Below are 14582 nucleotides of genomic sequence, written 5' to 3'. Positions count from 1 at the left end.
TAAGACATACGCCCTACCTACTTATTAATTCTGATTCTGCTATTTATGAAATATTTGCAAATTAAGCCTTGACTTTTTTCTTTAGTGTCAAGTTATCTCCGATAGTGGTGGGATGACGTTATTAACCCCATTACCAGATGAAGCGCTAATTGCATAACGGTATTCGGGAACTGGATATCCAGCCTCACCAAAGGTTTCACGGATAGCTTTATTAGTGTCGAAGTAAACCTGCCAATAGTGATCGTTATTGCAATAAGGACGTACTGCTAGTACAGGCCCTGCAAAGTTGAAATTCTGAATTTCCACATCCGGTGCTGGATTTTGGAGAACATTAGGAATTTGGCTAATTTTCGCTTTCAAAAGTGCGATCGCTTCGTTGTGTTTCACATCATGATGGAGTTGAGCCACCAGATCGACCCGACGGTAAGGGTTAGCAGAATAATTCTGGATGTTATCAGCAAAGATTTTATTATTGGCGACAATTGTCAATACGTTATCAGGTGTATTGATATTAGTTGTGAACAGTCCAATTTCTGTAACAGTGCCTGTCACGCCTGCGGTGGTAATGAAATCACCAACTTTGAAAGGTCGAAAAACAATTAAAAATGCTCCGGCTGCAAAGTTAGCTAGTAAACCCCCCCATGCTGCACCAATTGCAATGCCTGCTCCTGCTAGCAATGCAGCAAAGGAAGTTGTTTCAACCCCAAAGAAGCCAAGAATTGCCACAACTAGAATAATTCTCAGTGTGACACCAATGATATTCAAAAGATAGTTGATGAGTGTTGGATCGACGTGTTGACCTCGGAAAGCACGTCGTACTAGCTTCAATCCAAAGTCAATCAAGCGTTGAGCAATCAGCCACAGTGCGATCGCACCTAAAATTTTCAACCCAAACTGAGTTAAAAGTTGGCTAGCAACTAAGCTAATTTGTCTAAAATCCATAATTTTTGTCTGTGAATATTAAATACAATAAACATACAAGAAATTAAATCAAAATGATATATCAATACTTTTTTTTAATTTTTGCTGTAATGTGCAGCAGATAGGAAACTGTTCTCGGAGGATGTCTGAACAGTTTTGGGCAAAAAATATAAATAAATGTTTTCTTGCAAAATTATCTACTTTTCACTTTACTGCTGTTTTTTCCACTCCTCAATTCGAGCAAAGATGTCAATCGATACTGGGATTTTGCAAGATTTAATCCTTGCCTGGCGTATCAATCTTTGCTCCCGATCTCAAATTTCTGCGTGATTTTAGGCACTAACCGATCCCCCCTAGCCCCCCTTTTTAAGGGGGGAACCGGAATCAAAGTCCCCCAATTTATCGGGGGATTTAGGGGGATCTAGAACGTTTTGTTACCGAGAAGAAAACTTTTCAAACATCCTCTAAAATGTATTTGTAATATTCTACCTTTGGATTAATTTAACTTGAATTCGCTAACAGTGCCTTCTCTGTTAGCGGGTCGTTAAATATAGCTCTTTGTTTTAGATTTTCATTATGAATCATCTCTTAAAAGTGATTTAGGAATGGCTCATAAACGGTAACTTTATCTGGAACGTCGAGCCTTTACCCTCATTGCTCATCACATGAATGTTACCGCCATGAGCCTGGACAATTTGTTGAGCGATCGCTAATCCCAACCCAAATCCGCCGCTTTCTCTGGTACGTTCTGTGTCAACTCGGTAAAAGCGATCGAAAATGTAAGGTAAATCTGCCTCTGGAATTCCAATTCCAGTATCAATAACCTGAATTACTGCTCGATCTGGGTGAGGTTCTAAGCGTAACCAGACAGTTCCACCAGATGGAGTGTAATTGCAAGCGTTGTTGAGTAAGTTTTCCACAGCTAGCCGCAGCAAATCGGGGTCAGCCCACAACTCAATAGGTTGTTCTGGTAAATGGCCGATCAACTCGATCGACGCTTTTGCAGCAACAGTATTGTAATAAATAGCTAAATTCTCTAGCAAGCTATTAAGATTAACCTTTTTGAGAGATTCCGGAGTTAATTTTCCCTGATGCCGAGCCAACAGTAATAAGTTATTCACCAAGGTACTCATCGACTTGGCGCTATCGATGATGTTCTCTAGTGTGGGATGAAGCTGAGGACGGTCTGCTGCCATTAGTAACCCAACTTGGGCATTGGTCAAAATCGCAGAAAGGGGCGATCGCAACTCATGAGAAGCATCTGATGTGAAGCGTTGCAGTTGATTATAAGCTAGCTGAACAGGCTGCATAGCTATACCACTGAGTACCCAACCTGTAAGTCCAATTAACCCAAGCGCTACGGGCACAGCAAGAGTCAACATTAACTGAAATTTCCTGAGTTCGTTTTGAGTTTCTGTCAGCGGGATAGCAACTTGCAGATAACCAATGACCGAATTTCCTCCTTGAACAGGTAGCGTGACTTGACGAAGCCAAAGCGTCTCACCTGTAAACTGTTCAATGGACTTAATCGTGAGAAACTCAGATGCTATTTCTAACTTTTCTGGAGGTGGAGTACCAAAAAAACGATTGATTTTGCCATTTGGGTCATACCAGCGAACATAAACTAGTTCAATATCAGCTGGGTGAGAACCACTACCTAATAGCGGTATATTGCTCAGATCGACTTCTTTTTGTCCTCGATCCAGCCGATACTGCGAACTGGCTGCCATTAGCTCTGCTCTTTTATAAAGCAGTTTATCTAATGCTTTGAGCTTGTCTTTCACCTCAAGATTGTAAATGACTCCAGCAAAGAGAATCAGAATGCACCCCATTGAAAGGGTAAACCAACGAGCTAAGTTACGACGACTGCGGTTAAACACAACTCATACTAATTCGTAATTCGTAATTCGTAATTCGTAATGACGCTCGCGGACTCGCTACCGCTACGCTAACGTAATTACAAGACTTTTCAAGTAATTGAACTACACTACTCCCCAATACGGTTCAGTTAAGCATCTCTTTTTTCTCTCTGCGTCCTCTGCGCCTTGGCGGTTCGTTAAAAAATTGACTTTGGTAACAGAGTTTTAGCCTTAACTGAACCGTATTGCACTACTCCCTACTCTGCGTTGCCATTATCAAGTTTCAAGATGGTTCTGGAGGGTTGAGGCGATAGCCCATACCGTAGACAGTTTCAATCCAATCGGCTGCTGCTAATGTTTGCAAACGTTGGCGAAGTTTACGAACTAGAACGGTGATTGCATTGCTTTCTGGCTCACTACCCCACTCCCATACAGCTTGCTCAATCTGGTTACGAGTCAGGACTTGCTTAGGATGACGCATGAAGTACTCTAGCAACTGAAATTCTTGGCTGGAAAGGGATACGATCGCCCCTTGTCGCTCCAAAATTAGTCTATCGAGATGAAGTTCGAGGTCTGCCAAGCAGAGGGTGTCTCCTTGCCAAAGGGGCGATCGCCTCCTCAATGCCCGCACTCGTGCCATGAACTCTACGATATCAATCGGTTTTACCAGGTAATCATCTGCTCCGGCATCTAATCCTATGACTTTATCGGGTGTGGTATCTTTTGCCGTGATCATTAATACGGGAGCTGTTTTTCCCGCCGCCCGGTACTGTTGACACAAACTCACCCCACTAATCCGAGGTAACATCCAATCTAAAATCAGCAGATCATATTCTTTTTCAGCCAAAAGCCATTGAGCAGTTTCACCATCCTTGACACCATCGACGCTGTGTCCCGCCTGAGAGAGAACCATTTGCAGCGGCATTAATTGCTTTGGATCGTCCTCTACCAGTAAGATTTTCATCACCTTTATACACTTGTGCTTGTTTAGAATAATCTATTGAAGCAATCTCAACGTCTTTCATCAGTAAGATTTCAGAGGATTGTCTACCCCATTAGGATATACATGAATGGCACTAAGATAAGCGTAAACCCCTTATATTACTGGCTTTTGGGTATAGGGTGTAGGGTGTAGGGTGTAGTGTTTAAGAAAATTGAATTTTAGTGCATCAAATAGAACAACATCTTCTTCCAACCCTTAACCCCACACCCTACACCCAACACCCTGCCCTGACTCAGTTTCATCTTTTCTTAGTGCCATTAGGATATACATGAAGTGTGACCTAGCAAAATCAGAAGCAGGTGTAGTGTGTGGCGTATTAGTAAACGTTGGCTGCAAGGGCTGGGATTAGAGTTTTGGTTGCCTCTACCACTGGTAGCGGTTGTGTTTTGGCTTGGCTGTAATTTCCTAGCCGCTCAAGAGTTAAACCGACCCTACTCCACCGAGACAAAACTTCAGTCAGATACTCAGCTTGAAGCACGGGTATCAGTCAATGTATTGCTCATTAACGCCGCCGTCAACCGAACTAAAAAAATTACCCAGGTAGAAGTGGAAACAGCAGACCCCATCCTGAAGCGACTGGAATTAGAACTTCCAACAATAGAATTCAGCCAAATAGAAGCGACAATTGCCCAAGAACTAGGTCTACCCCGTGAAGATGTTAGAAAGTTAGTGCGCTATGAGATTGTGGAATAACATCGATCCGATTTCAGGCTATTACTATAGTTGAAAAAAGCTGATTATATAAACTTTCTGACCTCCTGATTTTTATTTTCAATGCGTTCTGCCTTGGTTTTCAATGTTTGGTTCATGGCTTCAAACCCTTGGCGAACGTCAATATTTAATCGACGAGCCAGCAGAGGTACTAGTAAACCCTGGAAAGATTCTTGCTGAATGAAGCGAACGCGTAGGCGTAGCCCGTCGTAGACATCGCTTGCTAACGGTTCAATGATAAAGCTATGTTCAACGTCAAATAACCCTGGGAGCAAAAAGTGCCATAACCAGCGCAGTTTCCGATTAGGTTCTACCGTAATCACCGTAGGTCGAAAGGTCATAATATCTCTACCCGGAGGCTGAAAGTGAACGGTTAGCTGTGCCCCTTCACTCAGCAAACCACTAATTTGACGAATAAACAGATTCCAATGTGGAAAACTGGCAAAATCAGTGAGTAGGTTCCAGACTTGTTCATCGGATGCCTGAATTTCAATTTCAGTGTAGATTTTCATGGGTATGAGTTGATAGAAAAACCACAATTAAAACGGTTATTCCTGCTAAAAACAACCCCATGTATTCTAGTCCTAGTAATCGACTAACCCAAAAATTACGGGTGAAGGTAGGTAGATAAAGCAGGGGAAGCAGGGGGAGAAAATAACTTGATTTTCCTACCATAAAATAAACCATATAAAGTTTCTTTAGTGGACTACGAAGAAACTAGATTGTTTCTTGTAAAGCATAATGAATACTATTCGTGGAAAACTTACGTTTTAACAGCAAAATTCTGGCGGTTGGTAGACAATTGTGAAGCATTGGTGTCAACTTAAGCTCAAATGCATGTCCCACAGGCGTTTTACCCCCCTTAATATCCCCGATGTTTTGGGGGGAAACAGGAAATTTGTTCCCTCCCCTTAACAAGGCTACCGTGTACACACAAGTCGAATTTCTTCTTAAATCCCAAACATTACCAACTTAATCGCACTGATGGTTAGGGTGGGGTAAAACTAAACCTAAAACCTTAGTAAATCAGGTTTCAGGTAAGGTTTTGAGAATTTATGCAATAAATATATTGAATTCGGGTGGTTGTTTATTGAATTCGGGTGGTCGTTTATTGAATTCGGGTGGTCGTTTATTGAATTCGGGTGGTCGTTTATTGAATTCGGGTGGTCGTTTATTGAATTCGGGTGGTCGTTTATTGAATTCGGGTGGTCGTTTATTGAATTGGAGGTATTGTTCATTGAATTCAAGCAGTGGTTAGGGTGGGGTAAAACCCAGATTCTTGAACAACTTCAGACTTGTGTGTACACCGTAGCCTTGACAAGGGGAGGGTTAGGGTGGGGTGATGCGAATGGTGATAGGAAGCCAGAGAACTGAATATCACGTCATTACAAGGGTTTCACGTTAAGTTGACACGTATGGTTCTGAAGGAACTACTGACGTTGAACAACCAGGACGGAACATGGAGCGTGATGAACTACGTGATTGCTCACACTTCCTGCTAAAAGTTCGGCAAATCCTTTAAGTCCTCTACGACCAAGCACAATCAAATCTGCTCCCCAACTCCGGGCTAAATCACAGATGTTAGTCCCAGGATCTCCTGTTTGATAACTGGATTCTGCCATAATGCCTAGTATTTTCGCTTTCTGATAGTACAACTGGAGTAAACTTTGTGCCTGTCGTGTTTCTATTTCCAGGTCTACTAAATTCACAGTGAGTTGACTAGAAGCTGCTAGCTCAATGCTGTGACCAATCATTAACTGAGCAGTATCTCTATGGGCTAACTCTAGCGCTTTTGCAAACACTGTTGCAGTCGCAGGTGAATCATCGACTGCCACCAAAATCTTCTTAAAGCTCATATCCAACTCCAATAATCAATTACTTCATTTTCATTTGTTGTCTTTTAGAGGATGTCTGAGAAGTATCAAATATTTCTTGATCCCCCCTAACCCCCCTTAAAAAAGGGGGGAAAAGAGTCTTAAAGTCCCCCTTTTTAAGGGGGATTTAGGGGGATCTCCAAGGGTAAGATGTATACAAAAAAACTTTTCAGACATTCTCTTAGCTTGAGGGACAAATGTGATTTAAAAGTGAAATTAGGTAGATAAACGATTTATTCACTTTTCGTTCACATTCATCAGCAATCCTGGAAAAGAAGCAGAGAAACGAAACTAACCCAACTGAGGTTTAAAACGAATACCCGAACTAATACGGTTCATGCTCACACTATAAAACTATAGTTTTTTGCTATTTGGAAATTAATAAAGCTTCGTTTTAAACTTACTGATTTTTATAGGAGATGTTGTGATGAATTTCAGTGCAGTTAAAAATGCGATTGGCATCATTTCTACCCGTCAGGCTGTAACACAGGTGCTTGATGAACTCAGAGCAATTGACTTTCCCATGCAGAAAATTTCTGTGTTCACTTTAGACTCTGAAGACGAAAAGTTGCACGAGGATGCTAATGCGGATAAACATCCTATAACTCCGATCGAAGGTGCTAAAGCAGGCGCAATTACAGGAGGAAAAGCCGGGGGCTTATTGGCACTCACAGCCGGACTTGGCGTATTAGTTATTCCCGGTTTTGGGCCGGCATTAGCGGTTGAATCTGTGGTGAGTACACTGCTAGCGGGTGGAGCTAGTGCAATTTTTGGCAGTGTTTATGGCGCATTTCAAGGTTGGTTTGCTCCTGAAAGGCAAGCTAGACTCTGTGAGCCAGCCACCTGCCAAGAAAAATTTTTGGTGAAGGTAGAAGGAACAGCAGATGAAATCTGGCAAGCAGAATCTATTCTCCGTTACTGGGGTATGCGAGAGTGGCATGTTTATGAACTTAACAAAAGATCCTCGTTAGTAACACAAATTTGAAAAAAAGGTAGAGACTCAAACAGAGAAATCGATATTAAATCTGATGAGTCTTAATTACGAATTAGTTTAAAGGTTACTTCAATTTGGAGACTGAGATGACAGCAAATACGATCGCTACAAATACTTTTTCTGAGACAACAAAAGATTTACTCAACTATGAATGGCATACTCTGGGCGAACAAAAGGTTGTGCAAACGTTAGCCAGCCATCCCGAAGCAGGTTTGACCGATAAAGAAGCTACCAAACGACACCAGCAGATGGGTGCAAATCAACTGACTGGTAAAAGTGGAAAAAGTCCTTGGCTACGATTTTTAGAGCAATTTAATCAACCACTACTATATATTTTGTTGACGGCGGGACTGGTGACGCTGCTGCTCAAAGATTGGATAGATGCGGGAGTAATTTTTGGTGTCACCCTAATTAATGTCATCATTGGCTACATTCAAGAATCGAAAGCAGAAGGCGCGATCGCTGCTTTATCCAAAGCTGTCACTACTGAAGCAACTTTGATTCGCGATGGTCAAAAAACTCGTTTGGCTTCGACTGAACTTGTTCTGGGTGATTTGGTATTGCTGGCATCTGGGGATAAAGTACCCGCCGATCTGCGGTTATTAAGTGTGCGTGGGTTGCAAGTTGACGAATCTGCCTTAACAGGCGAATCCGTTCCGGTTGAGAAAGCAACGGCATCCCTGCCTATTGAAACACCATTAGCGGAACGCAGCAATATGGTGTATGCAGGAAGTTTCGTTAGTTTTGGACAGGCAGAAGGGATTGTAGTAGCGATCGCAGATGCCACTGAAACCGGTCGCATCTCGCAGTTAATTGAAAGCAGCACAAATCTGAAAACACCGCTAACGCGAAATATTGATAAGTTTAGTAAAAGCTTGTTGTATGTAATTTTAGGTTTAGCTGCCCTGACATTTGCAGTCGGATTAGGACAAGGCGAATCTTGGATTGATGTTTTTAAAGCGAGTGTGGCTCTGGTAGTCAGCGCGATTCCCGAAGGATTGCCTGCGATTGTTACCGTCACTTTGGCGATCGGAGTTTCCCGGATGGCACGACGTAAAGCGATTATTCGCAAGCTACCTGCTGTGGAAACCTTGGGAAGTACCACTGTTATCTGCTCTGACAAAACTGGGACGTTAACTGAGAATCAGATGACGGTTCAAAAGATTTATGCGGGTGGGCAACACTACACTGTTAGCGGTATTGGTTATGCCCCAGACGGTGAAATCTTGATGAATGGACAGCCTGTTGATTTCAATGCAGATGGACATATTGCTCTTTGGGAATCCCTGGAAGCCGGATTGCTCTGCAATGATTCTCATATTGAATGGGGAGATGGACAGTGGGACTTAGTAGGAACGCCAACTGAGGGAGCATTGATTACGGCTGCCAATAAAGCGGGATTGACGCAAGAGAATCTAGAGCAATTACCTAGAATAGACACTATTCCTTTTGAGTCTCAATTCCAATACATGGCAACTTTGCATGAATTAGATGCAAAGCGATCGCTCAATATCATTTATCTCAAAGGTTCTGTAGAGGCAATTCTCCAACGATGCGATCGGATGCTTGATGCTCAAGGAGAACTCGCTCGTCTCAATCCTGCCGCAGTGGAACAGGAAGTTGCTGGCATGGCAAACCAAGGGTTACGAGTGCTAGCTTTTGCCAGCAAAGAAGTTGCCACTAAGCGATCCTTGGATCGTAATGATATCGATCGAGGACTGGTGTTTCTGGGACTTCAAGGCATAATCGATCCGCCTCGTGAGGAAGCGATCGCCGCAGTAAAAGCCTGTCAATCTGCTGGAATTCAGGTAAAAATGATTACAGGCGACCACGCGCTCACAGCAGCTGCGATCGCCCGTCAAATGGGAATTTGCTCGACTGAAGAACAGGTGTTCACAGGACAGCAATTAGCTCAGATGGATGAAAAAGAATTTGCCCAAGCGGCTGAACAAGGTATGGTATTTGCGCGAGTTGCCCCAGAACAAAAATTGCATCTGGTGAAAGCGTTGCAGTCTCAGGGTGAAATTGTTGCCATGACTGGAGATGGTGTCAACGATGCTCCCGCTCTCAAACAGGCAGATATTGGTGTAGCGATGGGCATAGCTGGGGCAGAGGTTGCTAAAGAATCGGCGGATATGCTTCTAACTAACGATAATTTCGCTTCAATAGAAGCTGCTGTGGAGGAAGGACGTGGTGTTTACCGCAACTTGCGAAAAGCGATCGCCTTCTTGCTGCCGATCAACGTTGGCGAATCCATGACGATTTTGATTGCCATTCTCCTGGCAACTGTGCTTCCCATCTTACCAATCCAAATTCTCTGGTTGAACATGGTCAGTTCAGTAGGGTTGATTGTTCCCCTCGCCTTTGAGCCAAAATCTGGACAGGTGATGCAGCAACCACCACGCAATCCGAGAGAAAAGCTTTTATCAGGTAGTTTACTTAAGCGCATATTAGCGATTTCTGCTTTCAATTGGGTAGTAATTTTTGGGGTGTTTCAATGGATACTTCAAACTACAGGCAATGAAGCCTTAGCTCGCACGATGGCAATTAATGGATTGGTGGCAGCAGAAGTCTTTTACCTGTTAAGCATTACCCAGTTTTTACCATCTCTAGTCGTGAGAATCCAAGGTAAACGCACACCCGTAGCCTATGCACCTGCGATCGGAATTGTGGTTGTGGTGATTTTACAATGTGTGTTCAGTCAGTGGAGCATGATGAATCAAGTGTTTGATACCACACCTTTGACATTTATCCAAGCTCTCATTTGTATGGGTGTAGGTTTGCCAGTGGTGTTTATAGCTCTCATCTTGCAGCGTTTCGATCCGCTCAACTAGGGATATAGGACTTTTTTAGTAGTTTCATCCAATGCCAGATGATTACGTTAGAGCCGCACCCAAATAAATTAAAAACTCCATCAGTACATTTTGCTAGGTATGATATTTGATCTGAAAGCATTTACCTAGTAATAACCAGCTATGACCCAGAACTACCGCATTACTCTACTCCCCGGCGATGGCATTGGCCCTGAAATTATGGCAGTGGCGGTAGATGTGCTGAAAGTCGTAGGGAAGCAATTCGATCTGAAGTTTGAATTCCAAGAAGCCCTCATCGGTGGTGCAGCAATTGACGCTACAGGGGAACCCCTACCATCTGCCACTCTAGAGGCTTGCCGTAACAGTGATGCTGTATTACTTGCAGCAATTGGTGGTTACAAGTGGGATTCCCTGCCATCCAATTTACGCCCAGAAGCAGGTTTGTTAGGGTTACGCGCAGGTTTAGGACTATTTGCCAATTTGCGCCCAGCGAAAATTTTGCCCCAGCTAATCGATGCCTCCACTTTGAAACGCGAAATTGTCGAAGGCGTGGATATTATGGTGGTGCGCGAACTCACTGGTGGGATTTACTTCGGTAAACCCAAAGGGATTTTTGCTACAGAAAACGGTGAAAAACGCGGTGTAAATACAATGGTTTACACCGAATCGGAAATTGAACGCATTGGGCGAGTCGCTTTTGAAGCGGCTAAAAAACGCGGTGGAAAACTTTGTTCGGTGGATAAGGCGAACGTATTAGAAGTATCTCAGCTGTGGCGCGATCGCATCACCCAACTTTCACAAGAATATCCAGATATCGAACTCTCTCATTTATATGTAGATAATGCTGCTATGCAGTTGGTACGCGCCCCCAAGCAGTTCGACACCATCGTTACAGGTAATTTGTTTGGCGATATTCTCTCTGATGCTGCTGCCATGCTTACCGGTAGTATTGGGATGTTACCCTCAGCGAGTTTGGGCGCTTCTGGGCCTGGTGTATTTGAACCAGTTCATGGTTCCGCCCCAGATATTGCCGGACTTGATAAGGCAAATCCTCTAGCACAGGTTTTGAGTGTGGCGATGATGTTGCGCTACGGTTTAGACCAACCAAAAGCGGCAGATAGCATCGAACAAGCCGTATTGCAAGTTTTAGAACAAGGCGATCGCACAGGGGATATAATTTCTCCAGGAAAAAACCTCCTGGGTTGCCGTGCTATGGGAGACTCACTCATTAAGGCTCTTGAACAAAAATAATTTTGTAGAGCAAGTTGGGCAATTTGGCAACCTTTGCTATAAGTTTCGGGTAGACTAAAGGGAAATCTAGCAATCAAATAACAGTCGATAGTGTACGCATTACGACAAGGTCAAGTAAATTTTACCGCCCCAAAGAACCAATCGCCTTTGATTGATCCTGCTGTAATCAGAGCTGCTGGGCAAATATACTATACTCACTGTGAAGTTCATCCCGAAATAGCTGGGCAACCTTCCGGTGTAGCAATTAATCGTGTGACTCATCGAGGTAAGGTTATTTTTACTAACCAACCAGTTCTGTTACCTCAAGAATGTTTTGTGCCCTTAAGTCAAATTGAATCACACATGTATTAGTCATTGGTCATTGGTCATTGGTCATTGGTCATTGGTCATTGGTCATTGGTCATTGGTCATTGGTCATTGGTCATTGGTCATTAGTCATTGGTCATTTGTTATTGACAAAGGACAAATGACAAAGGACAAATGACACAGGACAAATTGACAAAGGACAAATGACTGTATGGACATTTTGTTCGCCATTCCGGCGAGTGTAATGGTCTTTGCTTTGGGTGCATCTATTGGCAGTTTTCTCAACGTTATTGTTTATCGGCTACCCGCTGGGTTGTCAATTCTTTGGCCACCTTCTCGTTGTCCTAAATGCTTAAACCAGCTAAAAGCTTACGACAATGTACCAGTATTCGGCTGGATTTCATTAAGAGGGCGGTGTCGATATTGCAAAAGCAAAATTTCTGTCCGTTATCCCGTGGTAGAAGGGGTGACGGGCATAATTTTTTTGCTAATTTTTTTAGTATTTCAAGTTTCGATTTTAACAATAGGCTATTGGGCTTTTTGTAGTTGGTTATTGGCGCTATCGCTTATCGACCTAGATACAATGACTCTACCCAATCCGCTTACTCAGTCGGGTTTAGTGGTGGGGATTTTGTTTCAAATGGTGGTTGGTTTTTTACCAGAGGCTAGTTCTGTGGCATTGGTAAATCACCTGATGATGGCGATAGTTGGTGCAGTATTGGGCTTATGGTTATTTGATGCGATCGCCTTATTGGGTTCCATTGCCTTTGGTAAAACTGCAATGGGTGCAGGTGACGCCAAGTTAGCAGCCATGATGGGAGCCTGGTTAGGCTGGAAATATTTACTTTTGGCTAGTTTTATTGCTTGTTTCCTGGGAGCGTTAATTGGTAGTGCTGTCATTATGCGTAGAGGCACCGCGAGTCAAAAAAAATCTCGACAAAGCTTAGGACAAAAGATGCCTTTTGGCCCTTTTCTGGCTTTAGGATCTGTAATTACTCTGTTTAGCGGCGAAGCCATTTTGTCTAGCTACCTGCGGTTATTTTTTCCAGCGTCTTGAATTGGAGGGGAGCAGGGGAGCAGGGGAGCAGGGGAGCAGGGGAGCAGGGGAGCAGGGGAGCAGGGGGAATAAAGAGACATTTTTAGTACTTATTTACTACCGAAATAGATTACTTATACATTTAGTTCTTTCTCTTCCCCTGCCTCCCTTGCCTATTTCACGAGGATCTCGCTCTTTCGCGTTGCTCCCGAGAAAGAGATTAATTTTATTATTCTCCCCCTTTCCCCCTACCCCTCTGCCCCTCTGCCCCTCTACCCCTCTGCCCCTCTGCCCCTCTGCCCCTCTGCCTCTTCTTTATAATTCGTGACTGTAACCAACATTACCCCATCAACCCTTCATATTTTGATAATATTCTGCTTGTGACTTGTATTACCCTCTTAACGACGATTAACCGTTGGCAAGCACAACTAGTGCAACAGATGCCGATCGTTCAAAACCTAGCAATATGAATCATTGATTTGGGTGGGAGAGGGAGAGCATCTTAATTTGGAGGTTGGTATTCTCATGGCTTTGTCAGTACGTCCATATAATTAAGTCTGCTGAAAATAAAGACCAAGAGACTTGTATTGGCATAAGTATTTTCGTTAAGCTGGCAACCAAAGATGAAAATTAAGGTCTGAATTGCTTAAAAGCGTAGTTTGACGATGTAGCCTTTAGTGAGCCAGTACGGTCTTGGGGGTTTCCCCCATGAGTAACTGGCGAACCCGAAGGGTCATTAATAAAGACAAATGACAAAAGGCTAAGGACAACCCAATACGGTTTGACATGTTTTCGACCTCATGCCCACTTAAAATAAAATAAAAAATGGCTAACAACGAAGAATCACGCGGTTTAAAGTCTCTATTTGATTGGTTTGCAAATCGACGGAAATCAGGATCTACCAGCCTTGAGCGCCAAGAACGTGAAATTGCTGATGGTTTATGGCATAAATGTTCTAAGTGCAGCGTGTTGGCATACACAAAAGACCTGAAAGCAAATCAGATGGTTTGTGCCGAATGTGGCCATCACAATCGGGTAGACAGCGATGAGCGCATCCGTCAATTGATAGATAATAATACCTGGAAACCGCTAGACGAGCATTTGCGTCCAACCGATCCGCTGGAATTTCGCGATCGCAAACTCTACAGCGATCGCTTGCGGGAAACACAAGATAAAATTGGCTTAATAGACGCCGTTAGAACTGGTTTAGGTCAAATCAATGGTTTGCCCATTGCCCTTGGGGTTATGGACTTCCGCTTCATGGGTGGTAGTATGGGTTCGGTCGTGGGAGAAAGACTCACCCGGATGATTGAGCAAGCCACTCAACGGCGGTATCCTGTAGTTATCATCTGCACCTCCGGTGGCGCGAGAATGCAAGAAGGAATGCTCTCTTTGATGCAGATGGCGAAAATCTCCGCAGCCCTACAGCGCCATAAAGATGCCCGACTATTATATATTCCAGTTTTGACCAATCCGACAACGGGCGGCGTTACCGCTAGTTTTGCAATGTTGGGCGATCTAATTTTGGCAGAACCCAAAGCAACCATTGGTTTTGCTGGTCGGCGAGTGATTGAGCAAACCTTGCGGGAAAAACTACCCGAAAATTTCCAGACTGCTGAAGATTTGCTCCAGCACGGTTTTGTTGATGATATCGTACCCCGTACCCAATTAAAGAACACTCTAGCCCAGCTGATTGCCCTACACCAGCCTGTATTAACAACACCTCACATGGTGTTGTGGGAAACAATGTCCTTGACTTCTACTGCCGCAGAGTAGAGCAGGGGAGGCAGGGGGAGCAGGGGAGGCAGGGGAGG

At 43.7% G+C, this 14582-nt stretch carries 12 protein-coding genes; 7 read left to right on the top strand and 5 right to left on the bottom strand.

Going from position 1 to position 14582, the window contains the following annotated elements:
• Positions 1-87: 87 nt before the first annotated feature.
• The 3 genes from AC1F2U_RS09580 to rppA form a co-directional block, all read right to left on the bottom strand.
• Entirely contained in the window at positions 88-942 is an 855-nt protein-coding gene (locus tag AC1F2U_RS09580) for a mechanosensitive ion channel family protein (RefSeq protein ID WP_480260891.1), read from the bottom strand.
• A 578-nt stretch (positions 943-1520) separates the two neighbouring features.
• Positions 1521-2801, bottom strand: a complete 1281-nt coding sequence (locus AC1F2U_RS09575) for a sensor histidine kinase (RefSeq protein WP_480260890.1) — start codon at positions 2799-2801, stop codon at positions 1521-1523.
• 262 nt (positions 2802-3063) lie between these two features.
• Entirely contained in the window at positions 3064-3744 is a 681-nt protein-coding gene (rppA, locus tag AC1F2U_RS09570; protein ID WP_292723872.1) for a two-component system response regulator RppA, read from the bottom strand.
• 345 nt (positions 3745-4089) lie between these two features.
• Between rppA and AC1F2U_RS09565 the strand changes: the two genes are divergently transcribed.
• On the top strand, positions 4090-4476 hold the full coding sequence (locus AC1F2U_RS09565; protein WP_480260889.1) for a hypothetical protein: 387 nt from the start codon (positions 4090-4092) through the stop codon (positions 4474-4476).
• Positions 4477-4520: 44 nt separating this feature from the next.
• Here AC1F2U_RS09565 and AC1F2U_RS09560 read toward each other — a convergent pair whose 3' ends face one another.
• Positions 4521-5006: an SRPBCC family protein gene (locus AC1F2U_RS09560; RefSeq protein WP_480260888.1), complete on the bottom strand. Its 486-nt coding sequence runs from the start codon at positions 5004-5006 to the stop codon at positions 4521-4523.
• 918 nt (positions 5007-5924) lie between these two features.
• Positions 5925-6350, bottom strand: coding sequence for a universal stress protein (locus tag AC1F2U_RS09555; protein WP_480260887.1), 426 nt, complete (start codon positions 6348-6350; stop codon positions 5925-5927).
• 445 nt (positions 6351-6795) lie between these two features.
• On the opposite strand from AC1F2U_RS09555, the gene AC1F2U_RS09550 reads away from it, so the two are divergent.
• From AC1F2U_RS09550 to accD, 6 genes are all read left to right on the top strand, one after another.
• Positions 6796-7353 (top strand): hypothetical protein, encoded by a 558-nt coding sequence (locus AC1F2U_RS09550; protein WP_480260886.1) that lies wholly within the window; start codon positions 6796-6798, stop codon positions 7351-7353.
• 95 nt (positions 7354-7448) lie between these two features.
• Positions 7449-10196: an HAD-IC family P-type ATPase gene (locus tag AC1F2U_RS09545; protein ID WP_480260885.1), complete on the top strand. Its 2748-nt coding sequence runs from the start codon at positions 7449-7451 to the stop codon at positions 10194-10196.
• Positions 10197-10337: 141 nt separating this feature from the next.
• On the top strand, positions 10338-11426 hold the full coding sequence (gene leuB, locus AC1F2U_RS09540; RefSeq protein WP_480260884.1) for a 3-isopropylmalate dehydrogenase: 1089 nt from the start codon (positions 10338-10340) through the stop codon (positions 11424-11426).
• Between the two features lie 90 nt (positions 11427-11516).
• Positions 11517-11777 carry a hypothetical protein gene (locus tag AC1F2U_RS09535; RefSeq protein ID WP_104908437.1) on the top strand — a complete coding sequence of 87 codons (261 nt, stop codon included), beginning with the start codon at positions 11517-11519 and terminating at the stop codon, positions 11775-11777.
• A gap of 166 nt (positions 11778-11943) precedes the next feature.
• Complete coding sequence (locus tag AC1F2U_RS09530) at positions 11944-12789, top strand: prepilin peptidase (protein WP_480260883.1); 846 nt, start codon at positions 11944-11946, stop codon at positions 12787-12789.
• An 804-nt stretch (positions 12790-13593) separates the two neighbouring features.
• A complete protein-coding gene (gene accD, locus AC1F2U_RS09525; RefSeq protein ID WP_335031014.1) occupies positions 13594-14544 on the top strand; it encodes an acetyl-CoA carboxylase, carboxyltransferase subunit beta in 951 nt (316 codons plus the stop codon).
• Positions 14545-14582: the final 38 nt, after the last annotated feature.

The sequence above is a fragment of the Nostoc sp. LEGE 12454 genome, assembly GCF_056620565.1.
The sequence above is the reverse complement of the archived record's forward strand: the minus strand, read 5'-3'. Positions and strand labels throughout refer to the sequence as shown.

What these genes read in the sequence shown, in the direction of transcription:
- AC1F2U_RS09580 (WP_480260891.1), bottom strand. Translation starts at nt 942, where the DNA reads ATGGATTTTAGACAAATTAGCTTAGTTGCTAGCCAACTTTTAACTCAG.
- rppA (WP_292723872.1), bottom strand. Translation starts at nt 3,744, where the DNA reads ATGAAAATCTTACTGGTAGAGGACGATCCAAAGCAATTAATGCCGCTG.
- AC1F2U_RS09560 (WP_480260888.1), bottom strand. Translation starts at nt 5,006, where the DNA reads ATGAAAATCTACACTGAAATTGAAATTCAGGCATCCGATGAACAAGTC.
- AC1F2U_RS09555 (WP_480260887.1), bottom strand. Translation starts at nt 6,350, where the DNA reads ATGAGCTTTAAGAAGATTTTGGTGGCAGTCGATGATTCACCTGCGACT.
- AC1F2U_RS09550 (WP_480260886.1), top strand. Translation starts at nt 6,796, where the DNA reads ATGAATTTCAGTGCAGTTAAAAATGCGATTGGCATCATTTCTACCCGT.
- AC1F2U_RS09545 (WP_480260885.1), top strand. Translation starts at nt 7,449, where the DNA reads ATGACAGCAAATACGATCGCTACAAATACTTTTTCTGAGACAACAAAA.
- leuB (WP_480260884.1), top strand. Translation starts at nt 10,338, where the DNA reads ATGACCCAGAACTACCGCATTACTCTACTCCCCGGCGATGGCATTGGC.
- AC1F2U_RS09530 (WP_480260883.1), top strand. Translation starts at nt 11,944, where the DNA reads ATGGACATTTTGTTCGCCATTCCGGCGAGTGTAATGGTCTTTGCTTTG.
- accD (WP_335031014.1), top strand. Translation starts at nt 13,594, where the DNA reads ATGGCTAACAACGAAGAATCACGCGGTTTAAAGTCTCTATTTGATTGG.